This window comes from Sinorhizobium sp. 8-89, assembly GCF_030124325.1.
Lineage (GTDB): Bacteria > Pseudomonadota > Alphaproteobacteria > Rhizobiales > Rhizobiaceae > Sinorhizobium.
Genome location: NZ_JASKLR010000004.1, coordinates 19,547 through 40,770, shown reverse-complemented (window position 1 = coordinate 40,770; position 21,224 = coordinate 19,547). Strand labels below are relative to the sequence as shown.

The window sequence follows — 21,224 nt, the reverse complement described above, 5'->3', positions numbered from 1 at the left end:
CGTCAGCGCGTCGGAACGGGAACGTCGCCGCGATAGTCGTAGAAGCCGCGGCCTGACTTGCGGCCAAGCCAACCAGCCTCGACATATTTGACCAGCAGCGGGCAGGGGCGGTACTTCGAGTCCGCCAAGCCATCGTGCAGCACCTGCATGATCGACAGGCAGGTATCGAGACCGATGAAGTCGGCCAATTGCAGTGGCCCCATCGGATGGTTTGCACCGAGTTTCATTGCCGTGTCGATGGCTTCGACGGTGCCGACACCCTCGTAAAGCGTATAGATCGCCTCGTTGATCATCGGCAGCAGGATGCGGTTGACGATGAAGGCGGGAAAGTCTTCCGCTACGGTGACTGTCTTGTCGAGATGGGCGACGAATTCCTTCGCGGCCTTGAACGTTTCTTCCTCGGTCGCGATGCCGCGCACCAATTCGACCAGTTTCATCACCGGCACCGGATTCATGAAGTGGATGCCCATGAAGCGCTCCGGACGATCGGTCGCGGAAGCGAGCCGCGTGATCGACAGCGAAGAGGTGTTGGTCGCGAGAATCGCTTCCGCTTTCATAAGCGGACAAACCTGCCCGTAGATCTTGCGTTTGACCGTTTCGTCTTCCGTCACCGCCTCAATGACGAGATCGGCCTGCGAGAGATCGTTCATGTCGGCGGAACCCTTGATCAGGGAGAGCGCCTTCTTGCGGTCCTCGTCGGTCATCTTGCCGGAGGAAACCTGACGGGCGAGATTGCCGTTGATGGTGGCAAGCCCGGCCTCGATGCGGTCCGCAGCAAGATCGTAGAGCTGTACCTTGTATCCGGCCGCTGCTGAAACATGGGCAATACCGCAGCCCATCTGCCCAGCGCCAATAATTCCGACAGTCTTGATCATCGAAGCGAACATCCATCTTCAAGAGATTTCGGCGGCTTTGCTGCCGCAGATATAAAAATACCGGGCCGATTGGGCCGGCCCGGTACGATTGTTAATGCCAAGCCCGCGCTTTTTCCAGCCTTTTTCATGCCGGAGGTAAACGCGTTTTACGCGCGGTCACAGCGCCTTTTCGAGTTCCGGCAGGACATCGAAGAGGTCGGCGACGAGGCCGTAGTCGGCGACCTGGAAGATCGGCGCTTCCTCGTCCTTGTTGATCGCGACGATCACCTTGGAATCCTTCATGCCGGCAAGATGCTGGATGGCGCCGGAAATGCCGCAGGCGATGTAGAGGTCGGGGGCGACCACCTTGCCGGTTTGGCCGACCTGCCAATCGTTCGGGGCATAGCCGGCATCGACGGCGGCGCGGCTGGCGCCGACGGCCGCACCGAGCTTGTCGGCGACCGGCAGGATCACTTCCTTGAACTTTTCCGACGAGCCGAGCGCCCGACCGCCGGAGATGATGATCTTCGCCGAGGTCAGTTCTGGCCGGTCAGAGGACGACAGCGCATCGGAAACGTGGCTGGAAAGGCCAGGATTGGTGGCGGCTGCGACCGTCTCGATCGGCGCCGAGCCGCCTTCCTGAGCGGCGGCGAAAGAGGCGGTGCGGACGGTGATCACTTTCTTCGCTTCGGTCGTCTGCACGGTCTGGATGGCGTTGCCGGCATAGATCGGCCGCTTGAAGGTGTCACTGGAAACCACCTCGATGATTTCCGACACCTGCGAGACGTCGAGCAGCGCTGCGACGCGCGGCATGACGTTCTTGCCGACCGAGGTGGCGGCGGCAATGAGCGTGTCGTAAGAGCCGGCGAGAGAAACGATCGTTGCCGCCAGCGGCTCGGCGAGATTGTTGGCAAGGCTTTGATCGTCGACAACCAGCACCTTGGCGACGCCGGCAAGCTTTGCCGCCTGTTCGGCAACGGCCTTGGCGCCAGCGCCGGCGACCAGCACATGCACATCGCCGCCAATCTTCGTCGCTGCCGTCAGCGCCTTGGCGGTCTGGTCGGAAAGGTTCGTATTGTCGTGGTCAGCCAGAAGCAGAATGGCCATGAGTAGTGTCTCCCTTTCCTGATGTTATAGAACGCCGGCTTCGGTCTTGAGCTTTTCGACGAGCTCGGCAACCGACTTGACCTTGACGCCAGCCTTGCGGCCCGACGGCTCTTCAGTCTTCAAAACCTTCAGCCGCGCCGTCGTGTCGACGCCGAAATCGGCCGGGCTCTTCTTGTCGAGCGGCTTCTTCTTCGCTTTCATGATATTCGGCAGCGAGGCATAACGCGGCTCGTTCAGCCTGAGATCGGTGGTCACCACCGCCGGCAGCTTCAGTTCCACCGTCTGCAGGCCGCCATCGACCTCGCGCGTCACCTGAGCCTTGCCGTCGGCAATCTCGACCTTGGAGGCAAAGGTGCCCTGGGCCCAGCCGAGCAGCGCCGAGAGCATCTGGCCGGTCTGGTTCGAATCGTCGTCGATCGCCTGCTTGCCGACGATGATCAGCCCCGGCGCTTCCGCCTCGGCGACACCCTTGACGATCTTGGCGACGGCGAGCGGCTCGACCTGGTCTTCGGTCTCGACCAGGATCGCCCGGTCGGCACCCATGGCGAGCGCGGTGCGGAGCGTTTCTTCGGCCTTGGCCGGACCGACCGAGACGACAACCACTTCGCTCGCCTTGCCGGATTCCTTCAATCTCAGCGCCTCTTCGACCGAGATCTCGTCGAACGGGTTCATCGACATCTTGACATTGGCAAGCTCGACGCCGGAACCGTCCGCCTTCACCCGGATCTTGACGTTGTAGTCGACGACCCGCTTCACCGTCACAAGTACTTTCATGGATTCATTCCCTCCAAGAGCTTTCGCAGGAAAATGCCCCTTAACAGAGCTGCCTGATTGTCGGTTGGCGACATCGATACGCGTTTTTTCTCCAATTACAATCGTCGCCCGCGAAGCTAAATCGATATAATCCTGAGATTTGGAATTACGTTTACGTACACGTAAGAATGCCGCCTGGCAAGAGGTGAGGCCGGGAACGTCCAACGGCCCGAACGACGCCATCCGCGTCAGGGCCAAGGCATTGAAATCGCGTTTTATATCGGCGCCAATAGGGCACGTCGAGATCAGGCCTCAGGTAGGACGTCCCCAAGGTGTAGGCGGTTTTCTCGTGCCAGTGGGGCTGGCGCTGATCTCGTCGGTTCGCTCCGCGCGATGCTCGACGGCGCGCGGGGTGACGATCGTGCGGTCGAAAAGCGGAACGCCGCGCCGTCGCAAAATGACCACCAGCAGAAGCCCCGCAACAATTCCGCCGACATGAGCGCTCCAGGAGACACCGTTGCCGGAGTCGACCACCAGCATGAAGAATTGCTGGCCGATCCAGAAAGCGAGCGGGATCGCGGCGGGCAACGGCAATGGAATGCGGAAGAGGACGAGCACCCAGACCCGCACCTTCGGATGGAGCAGGAAGTAGGCGGCGACGACGCCCGAGATGGCGCCGGAAGCGCCGATCAGTGGCGCTTCGGAGGCGGGGTCGAGCAGTCCGTGTGCAAGCGCGCCTGCTGCCGCGCACAGCAGGTAGAAGACGAGGAAACGAAAATGCCCGAGCGCGTCCTCGACATTGTCGCCGAACACCCAGAGAAACAACATGTTCATCGCCAGATGCATGAAGTCGCCGTGCAGGAACGAATAGGTGACGAACGTGAATTGGTCGGGGACGATCACGAGCGACGGATCGAGATTGGCGTAGTCGAAGATCACTGCTGGGATGTAGCCGAGCCCGAGCACCGCCGCGTTCGCGAACTCCTCCGTGGCGATCGGGCCGGTAACCAGCCACACGGCGATGTTGGTGGCGATCAGGGCGATCGTCACATACTGCATGCGTATGTGCTTCAGCGTGTTCCTGTCGTGAAGCGGTATGAACATGCGGCCCCCGAGCGCGATTCTTGACGAACGTTATCTGTTCTTGCCCGGAACCCAAAGCACATCGGCACGTCCCTTGTCATTTGCCCAGCGGGCCGCGACGAAAAGGAAGTCCGAGAGACGATTGATATAGGCGATTGCATCGCGGCTGACGATCTCGCCGGCCGTCTGCCCAAGCGCCACCATCTGCCGTTCGGCGCGGCGCGCGACGGTGCGGGCTACATGCAGGGCCGCGGAAGCCGGGCTGCCGGCCGGCAACACGAAAGAACGCAGGGGCTCGAGTTCGGCATTGAGGCGGTCTATCTCCGCTTCGAGTCTTGTGACCTGGGCGGCGGCGATCCTCAGCGGCTCATGGTCCTGCTTCTCGCCGGTGTCGGGCGTCGCAAGGTCCGCGCCGAGGTCGAAAAGGTCGTTCTGAATGCGCATCAGCATTGCGTCGAGTTCGGCGATGTCGCCGGTATGGAGGCGCGCGAGGCCGACCAGCGCGTTCGCCTCGTCGACCGTTCCGTAAGCCTCGACGCGAAGGTCGGACTTCGGACGGCGCGGCCCGGAAACGAGGCTTGTGGTGCCGTTGTCGCCGGTTCTCGTGTAGATCTTGTTGAGCCTTACCATGGTGCCGCCGCCTGCGCTTAACTCGGCCGTCCGCCGCCGGTGATCCAAAGTGTCAGCATGATCAGAGCGATGGCGATCGCCTGCAGGACGATACGCGCCTGCATCAGCTTGTTTGACGTGTTGCCGCTGCCGCCCGTGGCCATGTTGAAGAGACCTCGGATCAGGACGATGACGACCAGGCCCATGACGAGCAGGGTCAGGCCGGTGAAGAAACTGGACATGATGAATATCCTCCGATTCGGTCAGCCGAGGCGGCCGATGATGCGATAGAACAGAGCGGCCGGCAGGAGTTTCTTCAGCAGCGCACCCTGCTTGGCGGGTCTTGTTACTATATAGTGCGGCCGCGGCCTGCGTGACGTCAGCGCATGTTTCAAGACAACATAGACCGCCTCAGGCCCGAGCTTGCCGGACGCCGGTTTGCTTTCGCCGCGCAGGCGTCGCATCTGCCGCTCGTACTCCGTGCGATGGACGGAATTCTTGAGATCGATGAAACGCTCGATGTAGGGTATCGCATTGGCCGTGAATTTCGACGCGATCGGCCCGGGCTCGATCAGGCTGACGTCGACGCCGCTGCCGGCAAGCTCCATTCTCAGGGTCAGCGACAGTCCCTCGAGTGCAAATTTCGAGGCATTATACGCGCCGCGCCAGCGATAGGGGACGATGCCGAGAATCGAGGAACACTGGACGATGCGACCATGGCCGCGTGCGCGCATCGCCGGTATCACGCGGCGCGTCAGGTCATGCCAGCCGACGACGTTGGTTTCGAGCTGCAGCCTGAGCGCCTCCGGCGGAAGATCCTCGACCGCGCCCGCCTGGCCATAGGCACCGTTGTTGAAGAGGGCATCGATCCGCCCGCCGGAACGGGCCATCACAGCCTCCACAAGCGCTATGATCGTTTCCGGTCTGGTGTAATCCATGATGAAGGTTTCGATGCCCTCGGCCTCCAGTTCCGCCTGATCTTGCGGCTGGCGAACGGTCGCGAATACCCGCCAGCCGTCCGTCTTCAGGGCGCGGGCGCAATAGGCTCCGATGCCGGAAGAACAGCCGGTGACGATGATGGCGGGGCGATCGGGCATCCGGTCGATTCCTGTAGAAATCCATCCCCCGTTTCCCATATTCATCGCTGGGATACAAATTGAATTGCATGTGTACACTCGCGTCATTTCGAGTGGATGCCGCAAGCTCGGAGATGGAATGCCAGCCCTCGTTCGCGTCATCTGGAAGGTCATATTCGATGCGCTCTGGCATTTCAGCGAGGACGACGGCTGGGCGATGGCAAGCCACGTTGCGCTTTCCTCTCTGATGGCCGTCTTTCCGTTCCTGATTTTCGGTACGGCACTCGGCAGCTTTCTCGGCGCCGACCAATTTGCCGTGACCGCCGTCCATCTGATTTTCGATGCGTGGCCGGAATCGATCGCGAAACCCGTCGCGGACGAGATCGTGGAGGTGCTGACAGTTCAGCGCGGCGGCCTGCTCACCATTTCGGTGCTGGCGGCCGCCTATTTTGCCTCGAATGGGGTCGAAGCGCTCCGGATCGCACTCAACAGAGCCTATAGGGTCGCGGAAAGCCGCCCCTGGTACTTCACCCGCCTCTCCAGCCTTGCCTTCGTGCTCGCGGCCGTCCTCATTCTCGCTGCCGTCAGCATCGTGCTCGTCGCCGTGCCGCTCGCCGTCCGCAATGCCGACGAGTGGCTGCCTTGGCTCGACGCGGTGCTGGCGACGGTGGACAATTGGGGGTTGGCGCTGGCGCTGGTGATGGTGACTTGCGGGCTTCTGGTGTCGCATCTGTGGCTACCGGCCGGCCACCGCAAAGTCGTCGACGTGCTGCCCGGCATCGTTCTGACGCTGCTCCTGTGGTCGGTCGGCGCCTATGCCTTCGCTTCTTACATCTCGACCTTCTCCAATTACGTCGCGACCTATGCCGGTCTCGCCTCGGTCGTGATCGTGCTCGTTTTCCTTTACATGATTGGTGCCATCTTCATCATCGGCGCGGAGATCAACGCCGCAATCATGAAGTTCAGGGTGAGACGCATGGTCATGCGCAGCTTTCAGACGACGCGGGACGAGTGACCGCCGGCTTGCAATAATCGCGATCCACATGAGCCGGTGCGGGAAGCGGGCGACCGCGGTTCATGATGCGCCCTCGCGGACCATGGCGCGGACGTCCGCCGGCGAGCGCCCGGCGACGCGGAAGGCGGCAATGCCCGTGTCCTGATTGCTCTTCGACAATTTCCGCCCGTCCGGTCCAAGAACAAGACGGTGGTGGTGGTAAACCGGCTCCGGCAGATCGAGAAGCCGTTGCAGCAGACGGTGGACGGAGGTTGCATGATAGAGGTCGCGCCCGCGCACTACATGGGTGATGCCCTGCAGGGCGTCATCGACCACCACCGAGAGATGGTAACTCGAGGGCGCATCCGAGCGCGAAAGGATGACGTCGCCCCAACCGGCCGGATCGGCTGTGATCAGGCTCGTTTCACCTGCCGGGCCGGCCCCCGTTTCCTGCCATGTCAGCGGTTCGGCAACGAGCTTGATTGCCTTGGCGACGTCGAGGCGCCAGGCATAGGGCCGCTCGCCGGCGGCAAGAGCGGCCTGCCCGCGAGGCGAGAGCTCGCGCTCGTAGCCCGGATAGAGAGGCGATCCGTCCGGATCGCGCGGCCAGACCACGCCATCGGCTTCTGCCGCAGCCACGGCTGAGCGGATCTCGCCGCGGGTCATGATGGACGGATAGACGACGCCCATGGTCCGCAGGCGCTGAAGCGTCTCAGCGTAAAGATCGAGATGGTCTGACTGGCGCCGGACTGGCTGTTCCCAGGCAAGCCCCAACCAGGCGAGATCCTCGATGATCGCCGCTTCGAATTCCGGACGGCAGCGCGCCCGGTCGATGTCTTCAATCCTCAAGAGGAAGCGTCCATTCGTGGCGGCCGCCATGTCATGATTGAGGATGGCGGACAGGGCGTGACCGAGGTGCAGCAGGCCGTTGGGGCTCGGCGCGAAGCGAAAAACGGGTTGCTCTGGCAAAATGGGCATCGGTTCCCTTTGGCATGGAAGAGGTATAAACGTCACCCGCTTTCTACAGCGCCGTGCGTCTTCTCAGACGCACAAAGATCGCTGTAGCACTTTGAAGTGCTGCATGTTTTTCTCCTTAAATCGGTTACGATTTAAGGAGACATGCAGTGGAGGGCGTATGCGGATCATCCGGACACACGAGGACGTCGAGGCCGGGCTTGCCGGTCTGATGATGCTCGACGCCCGTCTCGAGCATGTGGTCGCCAAGGCAGGGCCGGTGCCGCTCAGGCGCACCGATCCCGGCTACCGCGGTCTTGCCAACATCATCGTTTCGCAAATGGTCTCGAAGGCGAGTGCTGCCGCGATCTGGCGGCGCATGGAAGCCTCCCTCGGTGAGATCAGTCCGGCCGCAGTCCTTTCGCTTGGCGATGAAGATTGCCGGCAGTTCGGTCTTTCCCGCGCCAAGGCCGACACCCTGCGTCGCGTCGCAGCGGCGGCACATGCAGGCGAGATCGACCTCGACGCCATCTGCGATGCGGACGCCGCTGTTGCTGTTCGCGAACTGACGGCGATCAAGGGCGTTGGCCGCTGGACGGCAGAAGTCTACCTGCTTTTCTGCGCGGGCCACCCGGACGTCTTTCCATCCGGCGACGTTGCCCTGCAGAACGCCATCGGCCACGCGCTCGACTTCGATCGCCCGACGGCAAGCGAGATCGATTCGCTCGCGACCTCCTGGTCACCGTGGCGCAGCGTCGCCGCCCGGCTGTTCTGGGCCTATTATGCACAGGAAATGCGGCGTGATGCGATGCCGGTGACGCCTTGAAGAAAAAAGCGAATCCTTCGCGTCGTTTTTCTTTGTGGCTTCACAATCCTGTCGCAACGCGCCTAATATAGAAGGTGCAGATGCCGAATCGATCAGGAGAATACGCTTGACGATTGCAGTCTCACCTCAGGCCTTGCCGGCGCTCGTCTTGAACGCCGACTACCGGCCGCTGAGTTATTACCCCTTGTCGCTCTGGTCCTGGCAGGACGCGATCAAGGCCGTATTCCTTGACCGCGTCACAATCCTTGCTGAATACGAGCATTCGGTGTCGTCACCGAGCTTTTCGATGCGGCTGCCGAGCGTCGTCTGTCTCAAGAGCTACGTGCAGCCGTCGCGTCATCCGGCATTCACCCGATTCAACGTTTTCCTCCGCGACAAATTCGAATGCCAGTATTGCGGATCGCCTGACGATTTGACCTTCGACCATGTGGTGCCCCGCGCTCACGGCGGCCAGACGACGTGGGAAAATGTCGTGGCGGCCTGTTCGCCCTGCAACCTGCGCAAGGGCAGCAAGTTGCCGAAACAGGCCAACATGTTCCCTCATCAGAAGCCCTATCACCCGACGGTGCAGGACCTGCACAACAACGGCCGGCTCTTCCCGCCGAACCATCTGCATGAAAGCTGGATGGACTATCTCTACTGGGATGTCGAACTGCAGCCGTAAAGGTCAAGCCTGAAGTGAAAGCACTCTCAGGCCTTGGCGGCACCGCGTAAAGCGATGGCCGCGAGGATGAGGCTTGCGATCACGTTCCAGCCGGCGAAGGAAAGGCCGAGGACGCGAAGCGCGGCATCCGTGCAGGAGGGGGCGTGTTTGGCATCGAGATCGCCGAGCAGATCGCCGACATCTGATGAAACGCCCCGGGCGGCTGTCGCGCAGGTCGACGGTCCCTCCCAGAAATGCCATTCGACGCCCGAGTGATAGACCCCTATGCCGGCGCCGACGAGCATCAGAATGCCGACGAGAAGGAGCAGCGCTCGCGTGATCCAGGCCGGCAGCTTGAGGGCGCTCGCGACGATCGCTAGGATGCCGAGCGGGATGCCGTAGTAATAGGGGTTGCGCTGCAGCAGGCAAAGCGCACAAGGGATGTAGCCGCCGATGTGCTCGAAACCAAGCGCGCCGCCGACAGTTGCCGCCATGCCGAGCGTGACGAGAACGGCGCCAACAAGGTGTTGGCGTTGAGCGACGGAAGCTGCGGTCATGGATACCTCGCGCTTATGCGAAACGGCGGTCGGCGATGCCGGCCGTAAATTACGACGCCTTCTTAGGAAGGATCTGTCTCGCTGTAAATTGCCCGCATAATACAGAGTTTGCACGCTTTTGTGATCGCCGGGGGCCGAAATGCAATTTCGCGGTTGACCGCCGCGAAATCGATCGTGTAAATCGCAAACCGCTGACATCACAGCCTTGGCCCCATTGGCGGAATTGGTAGACGCGCTCGACTCAAAATCGAGTTCCGAAAGGAGTGCTGGTTCGACTCCGGCATGGGGCACCACTACACCCCCGCAGATCATCGGACGCGTTCCCGCGGCCGTACCTCCATTGAACAGACGGGGGCGAAAATGCTAGCTGCGTGGCGGAAAAATTCTGTTGCGGCGGCCCATGCTCCCGAAAATCGAAAACTACGACGAACTTTACCGCGATTTCCACTGGCGGATTCCGAAGCGCTTCAACATCGGTGTTGCGGTCAGCGATGCCTGGGCGGAGCGCGAACCGGAACGCGTCTGCCTTCAGCATTTCAAGCCCGACGGCGGGCATCTGTCTCTGACCTATGGTGAATTCGCGGCGCGCTCTTCCGCCTTTGCCGGTGGATTGGCGGGTCATGGTGTGAAGCGCGGCGATCGTGTCGCGATCTTCCTGCCGCAGGGCTTCGAGGCCGCAATTGCGCATGCCGCGATCTACAAGCTCGGCGCGATCGCCCTGCCGCTCGCTTTGCTGTTCGGCGTCGATGCGCTCGAATATCGCCTGCTGGATGCCGGGGCGACGGCGATCGTCACCAATCGGTTCGGCTATGAGCGGCTTGCGGCGATCCGGGCGAAGTTGCCGGACCTCGGCCTCATCGCGCTCGCGGAAGAGGCGGATGAGCCCGGGACGGTTCGTTTCGACCGGCTCGCGAACAGCGGGAGGCGTTTTGCCGCGGCCGACACGACGCCGGACGATCCGGCGCTGATGATCTATACCTCCGGGACGACAGGTCCGCCGAAGGGCGCGCTGCACGGCCATCGTGTCCTGCTTGGCCATTTGCCGGGCTTCCAGTTCCATCATCATTTCCTGCCGCAGCCGGGCGACCGGATGTGGACGCCGGCCGATTGGGCCTGGGCTGGCGGCTTGCTGAACGCACTATTGCCGTCGCTGCTGCTCGGTGTGCCGGTCGTTTCGTCGCCGGCTCAGAAGTTTGATCCGCATGTAGCTTTCCGGATCATGGAAGAGATGGACGTCCGCAACGCCTTCATCCCGCCGACGGCGCTTCGGCTCTTGAAGGCCGTCGACCGACCCCGTGATCACTACGCCCTCAAGCTGCGCACGATCGGTTCTGCGGGTGAGTCGCTCGGGCACGGGACCTTCGAATGGGCAAAGGCTGCGCTCGGCATCGAAGTCAACGAATTCTACGGCCAGACGGAATGCAATATCGTGATTTCTTCGGCGGCAAATCTCGGTGTCTTGAAGCCCGGCTCCATGGGCAAGGCGGCGCCTGGCCATCGCGTGGCGATCATCGACGGCGAGGGTCGCGTCCTGCCGCCGGGCACGGTCGGGCAGGTGGCTGTGCGGCGTCCGGACCCGGTGATGTTCCTCGGCTATTGGCGCAACGAGCCGGCGACTGAAACGAAGTTCATCGGCGACTGGATGACGACCGGGGACCAAGGCGTGATGGATGCGGAGGGCTACTTCACCTTCTTCGGCCGTGACGACGACGTCATCACCTCGTCGGGCTACCGCATCGGTCCGGGCGAGATCGAGGATTGCCTGGCCGGCCACCCGGACGTTCAATTGGCGGCCGCTGTCGGCAAGCCCGACCCGCTCCGCACGGAAATCGTCAAGGCCTATGTGGTGCTGAGACCCGGCGCCTCTGCGGATGAGGAGACCGCGGCAGGGATCCGTGACTGGGTGAAGACGAGGCTCTCCATGCATGAATACCCGCGCGAGATCGAGTTCGTCGACAGCCTGCCGTTGACAACGTCGGGGAAAGTGATCCGCCGGCTTCTGCGCGATCGGGCGGCTGCGGAAGCCTGCTGCATGTTCCCTTAAATCGTAGCCGATCAAGGAAACATGCAGCAATTCCAAGTGCTGCATCGTCCTTTGCGTCTGGTGAGATGCGCCGCTTAAGAGAGCAGTAAAGCCGGACTGCGCGTCAGCGGCCGGCAAGCGCGCGTATCTTCTCGCGGAGCAATCGCGCCATGTTGCGAGTGTTGCGATAGAGGTGGAGCTGGGCGGCTACCTGGCGGACATCGCGGTCACGGTTCTGCTGCAAGCCGATGACGAGTGTTCCCATCTCCTCTCGCTCCTGCCAGAAGCGGCCTATTACCGGATGGTCGGGCACGGCGCAGGAATCGGAGCGGGCTATATTGGCATCGTCGAGATGCCATTCCGTCAGTTCGGCGAGCAGCAGCTTGCCTGGCGAATATTTGGCATATCGCTCGTCATAGGTCGTCTTCCACGTATAGGCTTCGCCGGCCATCAGCAGAACGACCATGGCGGCGATCGCCCTGCCATCGAGATCGAGTGTGTGGATGCGGACGCTGTCCGTCTCGGCGAGATTGGTGATCGCCTCCCTGGCGAAGGCGGCGCGGAAGCGATCCATGATCATGGCGCTGCGCTCTCGCCCCTTCCAGCCGGAAGCCTCCAGCGCCAGGAATTCCTCCATGCGCAGCCGGATTTCCTCGGGCCGGCGCGCGACGTTGTAGATCAGCTGTCCGTGCTTTTCGAGGTTCTTCCACTGGCGCCGCAATTCCTTGAAATGCGGGCGTTTGATCGCGTTGCGCAGATAGGTCGGGCCGTCGAGCAGGCTTTCGAGCATCGGCCGCTCGAAGGTGTCGGTCACGGTCAACGGCAGGTTTTCGCCGATCGCGACCGCGCGGGCGAGCTGTGCGAACCGGCCCTTGAGCCTCACGTCCGGCAGCACGAGCACCGGCGGCAATCCGGACGAGGGGACGGCCAGCGCTTCATAGAGATTGCTGAGCGTTTCGGCCGCGTCTTCGGCGTCGAGCAGCGGTACGCCTAAGGGACCGAATGGGTTGGACCAGGCACGAATGATGGTCGCGCCGATCGCGAAGCCAGGCTTCTCGATCGAGAACGGCATGAGGAAGCGCATCCGGTTGCGGTGTTCGTCGTTGTCCCGGATCACGGCGAGCCGGATCACCCGGTCTTCCAGGCGCGGCATGGCCGGAGCGAGAAAGCGGCCGGTAAAGAATATGTTCGGTTCTATCGCACGGTTCGAGAGGAAATCGAGCTCTCGCTGCAGCTCGTAGCCGGCCTTTGCGGAATAGATCGAGAGATATCGGCCGGGCCGCCCGACGCTTACGGTCTGCTCGGGCTGCGACGAGTCGAAGCCGGGCTGGGCCAATCCGGCGAGCAGGCGGCTCGCCCTGCTGTTTGCGTCTCCGGGAAGGGGGGTGTTGCCGATCATGGACGGATCGCCTCGTTCTTGTCGTTGCCGCTTCCTCTGCCCGCGAAAGCGAGGAGCGGGATGTCGAAAGTGCGTCTTGCGGCGAGGTGCAGAATTGCCGCCTCGACGAACATCGCTCCGGCGGTGGCGAGCGCTGCGCCCGTCAGGCCGAAGGCGGGGATGAGAACAAGGTTCAGCGCGATGTTGACAGCGAGAGCGGTCGCGTAAAGGATCACGCAGAGCTTCTGCCGGCCAGCCATGGTGAGCAGCGTTTCGACGGGGCCCACGAAGGCCTTGGCCAGAATGCCGGCAAAAAGGATCGCCATCAATGGCGCGCCGGCGGTAAAGGCCGGGCCGAATAGCGACAGCAGGAACCGACCGGCGAGGAGCACCGCGCCGCCCATCGCGAGCGAGGGCCAGAAGGACCAGTGCGCGCTTTCGGTCGCGATTTCGGCGAGTTGGCGGCGATCGCGGGCAGCCATCGCCTCGGAAAAGCGCGGCCCGGCCGCTGCCTTTACGGCGAACATGACAAAATGCACGAGAGCCATGGTCTTGGCGGCCGCGAAGTAGATCGCCACGTCATCCGGCGGCAGGTAGAACCCGACGATCACGACATCGGAATTGGTCAGCAGGAAACCGAAACCGTCGACGAGAAATATCGGCACGGAGAGGCGCAGCCATGGTCCGAGTTCGATCTTCATCGGGCCGCGGACGTACCGCCTGCGGAGGCGCCGTGTCATTGCGAGAAACTGCCCGAGCGTCGTGACGTAGGTGGCAGCCAAGGCGGCGATCATTGCGGTCTTCGCCGTGTTGGGCAATCCGGCGGCGGTGGTGGCGAGCACCATGAAGGCGAGGATGAGCAGCGGCCGGATGATGAAGGTGGGACTCAACGCGGCGAATGGCCAGCTGTGCGCGCGCGCGGTGCCGTCCATGACATCGCCGAGTGCGATCATCGGCAGGGCGACGAGGCCGAGATAGAGGGCGACGAGATAATAGCGCTCGATGACGTCCGCAAAGAACCAGAGACCAATGCCACCGAGCGTGGCCAGCGCAGTCGCCGAAAGGAGCGCGAAGACGCGCGCGACCGTCGTGAGGCCGCGGATTTCGGCCACGGCGTCGGCCGTTTGATATTCCGGCAGAAAGCGGATCACGGCCGTGTGCAAGCCGAGGCAGGACAGATTTCCGAACAGGATGGCCAGGACCCAGACGAAGACGAAGACGCCGTATTCGAACTCGCCCATGAGACGAGCGAGAACGATCTGCGAGACGAGGGCAATGGCTGCACTGAAGATGCGGATCGCAAAGGCGATCAGGGCCGTGCGTTGCGCGCGGCCCTTGGGGTCGGTGGTGGAGGCGATCGATCCAAGCCTGCCCGGCAGCGGAGACAGGCGGTGCCTCAGCGCCGACGGCAGCATTCGTCCGGCCGATTGACATACCGCCATGAACACGAGGACACCCTGAACCTACGCAATACAGGGCCTCACTTCTGCCAGATCAGCGTTAACAAACGGTTCAGCGCGGCTATCTCGACGACGGCCATCACAATCCGATCCGCGAAAATCGGCGCCGGATCATGCCGCAGGAAAAGCCGAAGGCGCGCCTATGAAAATGCCGCCCGGAGGCGGCATTCGATCACGCTTCATAGGTTCCGTGGCAATGCTTGTATTTCTTGCCGGAGCCGCAAGGGCAGGGCTCGTTGCGCGATACCTTGCCCCAGGTCGAGGGGTCGGCCGGATTGCGGTTCGTTGGCGCGATGGCCAGCAGCGACGCTCCGGACTGCGCGAAGTCGTCCTCGCCGGTCAGCGGATCGATGTGATGACCTTCCATCGGCGGCAGCGGCTGCGGTGCTTCGGGTGCCTCGCGCACCAGTTCGACGCGCATCAACTGTGCCGTCACGGCCTGGCGGAGATTGCCGAGCAGGGCCTGGAACAGTTCGAATGCCTCGGACTTGTATTCCTGCAGCGGATCGCGCTGGGCGTAGCCGCGGAAGCCGATGACCGAACGAAGATGGTCGAGGTTGACGATGTGTTCGCGCCAGAGATGGTCGAGCGTCTGCAGTACGACGGAGCGCTCGACATATTGCATGACGTCGAGGCCGAAGCGTTCGGTCCGGTCGGCTGCTGCCTTGTCGGCGGCCTCCCTAATGCGTTCGAGAATATCGTCCTCGGCAATACCCTCTTCCGCAGCCCACTCGGTGATCGGCAGGTCGAGATTGAGATACTGCTGGACGTCCGCTTTCAGGCCTTCGACGTCCCATTGCTCGGCATAGGCGCGCTCGGGAATCCGCTTGCTGACGACATCCTCGATCACTTCGTTGCGCATGTCGGTGACCGTCTCGGTGACGCTCTCCGCATCCATCAGTTCGATGCGCTGCTCGAAGATGACCTTGCGCTGGTCGTTGAGCACGTCGTCATATTTCAAGAGGTTCTTGCGGATGTCGAAGTTGCGTGCCTCGACCTTTTTCTGGGCCCGTTCGAGTGCCTTGTTGATCCAGGGATGGACGATTGCTTCGCCTTCCTTCAAGCCCAGCTTCTGCAACATGCCGTCCATGCGGTCGGAGCCGAAGATGCGCATCAGATCGTCCTGGAGCGACAAGAAGAACTTCGAGCGCCCGGGATCCCCCTGACGGCCGGAACGGCCTCGCAGCTGGTTGTCGATGCGGCGGCTCTCGTGGCGCTCGGTGGCGAGAACATAGAGACCGCCGGCGGCGAGCGCCTTCTCCTTGAGCTTCTGCACCTCTTCGCGGATCGCCTTTTCGCGCGCTTCGCGCTCGGGGCCGGGCTCGATCTCGTCCAGTTCCTGCTGGATGCGCATGTCCGGATTGCCGCCAAGCTGGATGTCGGTACCGCGGCCGGCCATGTTGGTCGCGATCGTGATCGCGCCGGGCACGCCGGCCTGGGCGACGATATAGGCTTCCTGCTCGTGGTAACGGGCGTTCAGGACCTGGAACTTCGAGAAGCCGCTCTTTTTCAGCATTTCGGCGAGAAGCTCGGATTTCTCGATGGAGGTGGTGCCGACGAGCATCGGCTGGCCGCGCTCGTGCGCGGATTTGATCTCGTCGATGATCGCCTTGTATTTCTCACCCGCGGTCCGATAGACCTCGTCGTCCTCGTCGAGGCGCTTGATCGGCAGGTTGGTCGGAACTTCGATCACTTCGAGGCCATAGATATTGCCGAATTCTTCGGCTTCCGTCGCTGCCGTACCGGTCATGCCGGCAAGCTTCTCGTACATGCGGAAGTAGTTCTGGAAGGTGATCGAGGCGAGCGTCTGGTTCTCGGGCTGGATCTGCACCTTTTCCTTGGCTTCCAGCGCCTGGTGCTGGCCTTCGGAATAGCGGCGGCCCGGCATCATGCGGCCGGTGAATTCGTCGATGATGACGATCTCGCCGTTGCGCACGATATAGTCCTTGTCGCGCGTGAAGAGCTTGTGGGCTTTCAAGGCATTGTTGACGTGGTGGACGATCGCGACGTTCTCGATGTCGTAAAGCGACTCGCCTTTCAAGAGGCCCGCCTGCCGCAGCATGTTCTCGAGCTTCTCGGTGCCTTCTTCGGAGAAGTTGGCCGAGCGCTGCTTCTCGTCGATTTCGTAGTCTTCCGGCGAGAGCAGCGGAATGAACTCGTTGATCGTATTGTAGAGGTCGGAGCGGTCGTCGAGCGGACCGGAGATGATCAGCGGCGTGCGCGCCTCGTCGACCAGGATGGAGTCCACTTCGTCGACGATCGCGAAGAAGTGACCGCGCTGCACCATCTGCGAGCGCTCGTATTTCATGTTGTCGCGCAGATAGTCGAAGCCGAGTTCGTTGTTGGTCGCGTAGGTGACGTCGCAGGCATAGGCGTCGCGGCGCTGCTCGTCGGTGAGGCCGTGAATGATGACTCCGGTCGTCATGCCGAGGAAGCCGTAAATCCGGCCCATCATGCCGGCGTCGCGCTGGGCCAGATAATCGTTGACCGTCACGACATGCACGCCCTTGCCGGCAAGCGCGTTGAGGTAGACGGGCAATGTCGCGACGAGCGTCTTGCCTTCGCCGGTCTTCATTTCGGAAATGGCGCGCTCATGCAGGATCATGCCGCCGATGAGCTGGACGTCGAAGGGACGTAGGCCGAGGACGCGGCGTGCGGCTTCGCGCACGACTGCAAAGGCCGGCACGAGGATGTCGTCGAGCGTCTTGCCTTCGGCCAATTGCTGGCGGAATTCCGCGGTTTTTGCCGCCAGCGCTTCGTCGCTCAACGCCTTCATTTCGGCTTCAAGAGCGTTGATGGCGTCCACCCGGCCCTTGTAACTACGGACGCGGCGCTCATTGGCGGAACCAAACAACTTGCGGGCGAGGCCGCCGAGACTGACCATACGAATGGCCCTTTCTTTATTTGTCGCCTGGGGTTTCAGGTTGGGCTTGAAAAACCGCATAATGCCATGAAACGCCCGGAAACTGTTCTGGACGCGAGGTTGCGTGACAGATAAGAGGGGGGTCGGATTATGTCAACGCACTTGCACAGCCGGAAGGCTACAGAACGGCCACATTCTGGTGTTGTGCAGCCGCAAGGGCCAGAGGCAATCGAGCTGGCGGCCAAAGGTGAAAGGTTAGTGAAATGTCCAGATACAAGACTTTGGCGGCTGCGGCATTCGTCGTGGCAATCGCTGTGCACGGAGCGCGCGCCGAAGAGACCGATCCGGTGATCGCGACAGTTGGCGGGCAGGAAGTCCGTCAGTCCGAACTCAACCTCGCTCTCAGTGGTCTTGATCCGCAGCTTCAGCAGATGCCGGAAGAACAGAAACGCGCCGCAGCGCTTTCGGCCGTCATCGATGTCAAGCTTCTGGCAAAGAATGCCGAGAAGGAAGGCCTGCAGGACGACGCCGTTTTCAAACAGCGTATCGCTTACCTTACCGAACGTGAGCTGCACAATGCGTTCTTCAAGAAGCATGTCGTGGACGCGGTGACGAAGGAAGAAGTCAAGGCCCGCTACGACAAGGAAGTTGCCGCCATCCCGGCACAGGAAGAGATAAAGGCCCGCCATATCCTGGTGAAGACCGAGGATGAGGCCAAGGCTGTGATCAAGGAGCTTGAGGCAGGCAAGAGCTTCGTCGACCTCGCCAAGACGAAGTCGTCCGATCCGAACAAGGATGAGGGCGGCGATCTGGGCTACTTCGCCAAGGGGCGGATGGTGCCCGAATTCGAAGAAGCAGCATTCGCGCTCGAAAAGGGCGCCTATACCAAGACCCCGGTAAAAACACAGTTCGGCTTCCACGTCATCCTGGTCGAGGACAAGCGCCCGCAGGCGCCGCCGACCTTGGAACAGGTCGAACCGCAGGTGCGTCAGCTCGTCATGCGCGACAAATACCTGGAGCTTCTGGCTTCCGCGAAAAAGGACACCGGCGTCGAAATTTCGGATCCTGCGCTCAAGAAGGCCTACGACGAGGCCAACAAGCCGCAGGAAACGAAGTAAGGTATCGCAGATGTCGTTTCGCCTGCTGCATGTATCCTTAAATCCTAGCCGATTTAGGGATAGAAGCATGCAGCACTTCTAAGTGCTACAGCGTCCTTTGCGCGTTTGATGAGACGCGCGGCACTGTAGAGGGCTGAGCGACATCCGGTCTCGCTCATTGTCGATGCCCGACGGCGCGATGCCGTTCGGGCATTGTCGCAACATCATCCAGGCTTCTCCAAAGCAGGTTTACACATGTCCGGCTCCGTCTCTCCGCTTGCTCCGAAAATCTTCGCCGAAATGCCGCCACTTCGAGGCGTGCGCATGGCAACGGCCGCGGCGGGGATCAAGTACAAGAACCGCACCGACGTGCTGATGATGATCTTCGACGAGCCCGCCGCGGTTGCCGGCGTCTTCACCCGATCGAAATGCCCGTCCGCACCGGTTGATTTCTGCCGCAGGAATCTCCAAGGAGGCGTCGCGCGCGCCGTGGTCGTCAATTCGGGCAACGCCAATGCGTTCACGGGCAAGAAGGGGCGGGAGGCGACCGAACTCACCGCGCAGTCCGCAGCCAAAGCTGCCGGATGCAGCGAGAGCGAGATCTTCCTGGCCTCGACCGGCGTGATCGGCGAGCCGCTCGATGCGACCAAATTCGCCGGCGTGCTCGATGGTCTTGCTGTTTCCGCCAAGGAGGATTTCTGGTTCGAGGCGGCTAAGGCGATCATGACCACGGACACCTACCCGAAGGTCGCGACCCGCAGTGGGGAGATCGGCGGCATCACGGTGACGATCAACGGCATCGCCAAGGGGGCCGGCATGATTGCGCCAGACATGGCGACGATGCTCTCCTTCGTCGTGACCGATGCGGACATCGCGCCGGAAGCACTTCAGGCCCTGCTTTCGGCTGGCGTCGGTCCGACGTTCAACTCCGTCACGGTCGACAGCGACACCTCCACGTCCGACACTCTGATGCTGTTTGCGACCGGTGCCGCGGCGAAGGAGGGTCAGGCGAAGGTGGTCGACGCCGCCGATCCGCGCCTCGACGCCTTCCGTGCCGCCCTCAATGATGTGCTGCGTGATTTGGCTCTCCAGGTCGTGCGCGACGGCGAAGGCGCCCGCAAGATGGTCGCCGTGACCGTCGAAGGTGCGGAGACCGATGCCGCCGCCAAACGCATTGCGCTGTCGATCGCCAATTCGCCTTTGGTCAAGACGGCCGTTGCCGGAGAGGATGCGAACTGGGGCCGCGTGGTCATGGCCGTCGGCAAATCCGGAGAGATGGCCGAGCGCGACCGGCTGGCGATCTGGTTCGGCGACGTGCGTGTCGCCGTCGAGGGCGAGCGGGATCCGCATTATTCGGAAGCGGCTGCGAGTGCCGTCATGAAAGGCGAGGACATTCCGATCCGCGTCGACATCGGTCTCGGTTTGGGCCGCGCGACCGTCTATACCTGCGATCTGACCAAGGAATATGTCGAGATCAACGGCGACTACAGAAGCTGACGATTTCGCGTGATGCGGTATCCGGGACCCGGGGTTAAGGGCGAATGACATCGAACGACAGGCGGCCGCCGACGGAAGGCGCGGCGGTTGGGGAAACGATCATGGTTGACCTTCCGAGTGTGCGCCGGCTGGAAGCCGTCGGCTTCCGCGCCTGGCCGTCTGCGAACGTTCAATACGACGGCAGCTGGCTGATCCGTCTTACGGCCGGACACGCTTCCAAACGTCTGAACTCCGTCAATCCGCTTGATCCGTCGGATTACCGCGACATCGCCATCCGGCTTGAAAAGGCAGGCAAGCGCTTCTCCGACTACGGTCGTCCGCTCACGGTTCGCCAGACGCCGCTGACGCCGCCGCAACTGATCGCCTACATGGACAATGAAGACTGGGCCGCATTCGGACACAGCCTGGTGCTGACGGCCGATCTCGCCGAGCGCGACTTCAGCGATGGCATCGATCACCTCCCGATCAAGGATATAGGCCGCTTCGTCGATGCGCGTATCCTGATCGGCAAGGAGGAGCCGCAGACCAAGGCGGCGCTCACCGAAATCATCAATGCCATCAAACCGGAATGCGGTCTGTTCCTGTTCGAAGACCTCGAGATCGGTCCGACCGCGGTGTCGCTGGTAGTTCAGGACAATGATCTTGCCGGCATCATGCAGTTCGCGGTGGCCGAGGCCGTGCGCCGAAAGGGCGTCGGTTCGGCGCTGCTCGATGCGTCGCTCCGCTGGGCACGGCTCAAGGGCGCGAAGAAGGCTTGGCTGCAGGTGGAGGCCGAAAACGAGCCGGCGGTCGAACTTTACCGCAGGGCCGGCTTCACCGAAGTCTATCGCTATCTCTATCGGACACCTACAGCGCCCTGCGTCTCTTCAGACGTACAAAGGTCGCTGTAGCACTTTGAATTGCATGTTTTGCCCTTAAATCGGCTCCGATTTAAGGAAACATGCCGAAGGGGCTGAGGAATGGATATGCAGGGAAAGAAGATCGTGCTGGTTGCGGCCTGCGCGCTGGTCGATTCCGACGGCCGCATTCTCCTGGCGCAGCGTCCGGAAGGAAAGCCGCTTGCCGGGCTCTGGGAGTTTCCGGGGGGCAAGGTGGAGCCGGGTGAAACGCCCGAGGTGACGCTGATCCGGGAGCTTGAAGAGGAGCTCGGCATCCGCACCAAGGTCGCATGTCTTGCGCCGCTCACCTTCGCGAGCCACAGCTATGACGACTTCCATCTGCTGATGCCGCTTTATGTATGCCGGCGCTACGAAGGCTTCGCCGAGGGGCGCGAGGGCCAGACGATCAAGTGGGTGCGGCCGAAGGCGCTGCGCGACTATCCGATGCCTCCCGCAGACGAGCCGCTGATTCCGTTTCTGATGGATTTGCTTTGACCGGTCCAACCCTCGGCTGGAGCCTTGCCTGATCGCTTTGGTCCCGTAAAAGCTCGAATTTTAGCGGAAAATCTCAC

At 62.0% G+C, this 21,224-nt stretch carries 20 protein-coding genes and 1 tRNA gene; 9 read left to right on the top strand and 12 right to left on the bottom strand.

Features of this window, described 5'->3' with window-relative positions:
- Positions 1–2 precede the first annotated feature (2 nt).
- From QN219_RS10260 to QN219_RS10230, 7 genes are all read right to left on the bottom strand, one after another.
- The gene (locus QN219_RS10260; RefSeq protein ID WP_173509271.1) at positions 3–875 is read right to left on the bottom strand and encodes a 3-hydroxybutyryl-CoA dehydrogenase; all 873 of its coding nucleotides are present in this window, start codon (positions 873–875) and stop codon (positions 3–5) included.
- 156 nt (positions 876–1,031) lie between these two features.
- Entirely contained in the window at positions 1,032–1,961 is a 930-nt protein-coding gene (locus QN219_RS10255) for an electron transfer flavoprotein subunit alpha/FixB family protein (RefSeq protein ID WP_283999547.1), read from the bottom strand.
- A 24-nt stretch (positions 1,962–1,985) separates the two neighbouring features.
- Positions 1,986–2,735 (bottom strand): electron transfer flavoprotein subunit beta/FixA family protein, encoded by a 750-nt coding sequence (locus QN219_RS10250; protein ID WP_283999546.1) that lies wholly within the window; start codon positions 2,733–2,735, stop codon positions 1,986–1,988.
- A gap of 291 nt (positions 2,736–3,026) precedes the next feature.
- Positions 3,027–3,818 carry a rhomboid family intramembrane serine protease gene (locus tag QN219_RS10245; protein WP_283999545.1) on the bottom strand — a complete coding sequence of 264 codons (792 nt, stop codon included), beginning with the start codon at positions 3,816–3,818 and terminating at the stop codon, positions 3,027–3,029.
- A 30-nt stretch (positions 3,819–3,848) separates the two neighbouring features.
- Positions 3,849–4,427, bottom strand: a complete 579-nt coding sequence (locus QN219_RS10240) for a cob(I)yrinic acid a,c-diamide adenosyltransferase (protein WP_283999544.1) — start codon at positions 4,425–4,427, stop codon at positions 3,849–3,851.
- A 17-nt stretch (positions 4,428–4,444) separates the two neighbouring features.
- The gene (locus QN219_RS10235; protein ID WP_173509276.1) at positions 4,445–4,648 is read right to left on the bottom strand and encodes a twin transmembrane helix small protein; all 204 of its coding nucleotides are present in this window, start codon (positions 4,646–4,648) and stop codon (positions 4,445–4,447) included.
- A 21-nt stretch (positions 4,649–4,669) separates the two neighbouring features.
- Positions 4,670–5,503, bottom strand: a complete 834-nt coding sequence (locus QN219_RS10230) for an SDR family oxidoreductase (RefSeq protein ID WP_283999543.1) — start codon at positions 5,501–5,503, stop codon at positions 4,670–4,672.
- 118 nt (positions 5,504–5,621) lie between these two features.
- Between QN219_RS10230 and QN219_RS10225 the strand changes: the two genes are divergently transcribed.
- On the top strand, positions 5,622–6,497 hold the full coding sequence (locus tag QN219_RS10225; RefSeq protein WP_283999542.1) for a YihY/virulence factor BrkB family protein: 876 nt from the start codon (positions 5,622–5,624) through the stop codon (positions 6,495–6,497).
- A 60-nt stretch (positions 6,498–6,557) separates the two neighbouring features.
- On the opposite strand, the gene gluQRS is transcribed toward QN219_RS10225, so the two are convergent.
- A complete protein-coding gene (gluQRS, locus tag QN219_RS10220) occupies positions 6,558–7,454 on the bottom strand; it encodes a tRNA glutamyl-Q(34) synthetase GluQRS (RefSeq protein WP_283999541.1) in 897 nt (298 codons plus the stop codon).
- A gap of 157 nt (positions 7,455–7,611) precedes the next feature.
- Here gluQRS and QN219_RS10215 point away from each other — a divergent pair, with 157 nt between their 5' ends.
- Positions 7,612–8,256: a DNA-3-methyladenine glycosylase gene (locus QN219_RS10215; RefSeq protein WP_283999540.1), complete on the top strand. Its 645-nt coding sequence runs from the start codon at positions 7,612–7,614 to the stop codon at positions 8,254–8,256.
- Positions 8,257–8,362: 106 nt separating this feature from the next.
- A complete protein-coding gene (locus QN219_RS10210) occupies positions 8,363–8,920 on the top strand; it encodes an HNH endonuclease (RefSeq protein ID WP_283999539.1) in 558 nt (185 codons plus the stop codon).
- 26 nt (positions 8,921–8,946) lie between these two features.
- Here QN219_RS10210 and QN219_RS10205 read toward each other — a convergent pair whose 3' ends face one another.
- Positions 8,947–9,456, bottom strand: coding sequence for a disulfide bond formation protein B (locus QN219_RS10205; protein ID WP_283999537.1), 510 nt, complete (start codon positions 9,454–9,456; stop codon positions 8,947–8,949).
- 208 nt (positions 9,457–9,664) lie between these two features.
- On the opposite strand from QN219_RS10205, the gene QN219_RS10200 reads away from it, so the two are divergent.
- Together QN219_RS10200 and QN219_RS10195 are read left to right on the top strand one after the other, a co-directional pair.
- Positions 9,665–9,749, top strand: a tRNA-Leu gene (locus QN219_RS10200).
- Positions 9,750–9,856: 107 nt separating this feature from the next.
- Positions 9,857–11,500 carry an AMP-binding protein gene (locus QN219_RS10195; protein ID WP_283999536.1) on the top strand — a complete coding sequence of 548 codons (1,644 nt, stop codon included), beginning with the start codon at positions 9,857–9,859 and terminating at the stop codon, positions 11,498–11,500.
- Between the two features lie 103 nt (positions 11,501–11,603).
- Here the strand turns inward: QN219_RS10195 and QN219_RS10190 are convergent, their stop codons facing one another.
- The 3 genes from QN219_RS10190 to secA form a co-directional block, all read right to left on the bottom strand.
- Positions 11,604–12,878: a GNAT family N-acetyltransferase gene (locus QN219_RS10190; protein ID WP_283999535.1), complete on the bottom strand. Its 1,275-nt coding sequence runs from the start codon at positions 12,876–12,878 to the stop codon at positions 11,604–11,606.
- The gene (locus QN219_RS10185; RefSeq protein WP_283999938.1) at positions 12,875–14,272 is read right to left on the bottom strand and encodes a lipopolysaccharide biosynthesis protein; all 1,398 of its coding nucleotides are present in this window, start codon (positions 14,270–14,272) and stop codon (positions 12,875–12,877) included. Before QN219_RS10185 ends, QN219_RS10190 begins: the two co-directional genes overlap by 4 nt.
- A 217-nt stretch (positions 14,273–14,489) precedes the next feature.
- Positions 14,490–17,201: a preprotein translocase subunit SecA gene (gene secA, locus QN219_RS10180; protein WP_283999534.1), complete on the bottom strand. Its 2,712-nt coding sequence runs from the start codon at positions 17,199–17,201 to the stop codon at positions 14,490–14,492.
- A gap of 242 nt (positions 17,202–17,443) precedes the next feature.
- Here secA and QN219_RS10175 point away from each other — a divergent pair, with 242 nt between their 5' ends.
- The 4 genes from QN219_RS10175 (at position 17,444) to mutT (ending at position 21,147) form a co-directional block, all read left to right on the top strand.
- Entirely contained in the window at positions 17,444–18,298 is an 855-nt protein-coding gene (locus tag QN219_RS10175; RefSeq protein WP_283999533.1) for a peptidylprolyl isomerase, read from the top strand.
- A 234-nt stretch (positions 18,299–18,532) separates the two neighbouring features.
- Positions 18,533–19,774: a bifunctional glutamate N-acetyltransferase/amino-acid acetyltransferase ArgJ gene (gene argJ, locus QN219_RS10170; RefSeq protein WP_283999532.1), complete on the top strand. Its 1,242-nt coding sequence runs from the start codon at positions 18,533–18,535 to the stop codon at positions 19,772–19,774.
- 44 nt (positions 19,775–19,818) lie between these two features.
- Positions 19,819–20,664: a GNAT family N-acetyltransferase gene (locus tag QN219_RS10165; RefSeq protein ID WP_283999531.1), complete on the top strand. Its 846-nt coding sequence runs from the start codon at positions 19,819–19,821 to the stop codon at positions 20,662–20,664.
- 69 nt (positions 20,665–20,733) lie between these two features.
- Positions 20,734–21,147, top strand: a complete 414-nt coding sequence (mutT, locus tag QN219_RS10160; protein WP_269281863.1) for an 8-oxo-dGTP diphosphatase MutT — start codon at positions 20,734–20,736, stop codon at positions 21,145–21,147.
- The last annotated feature ends 77 nt before the right edge of the window (positions 21,148–21,224 follow it).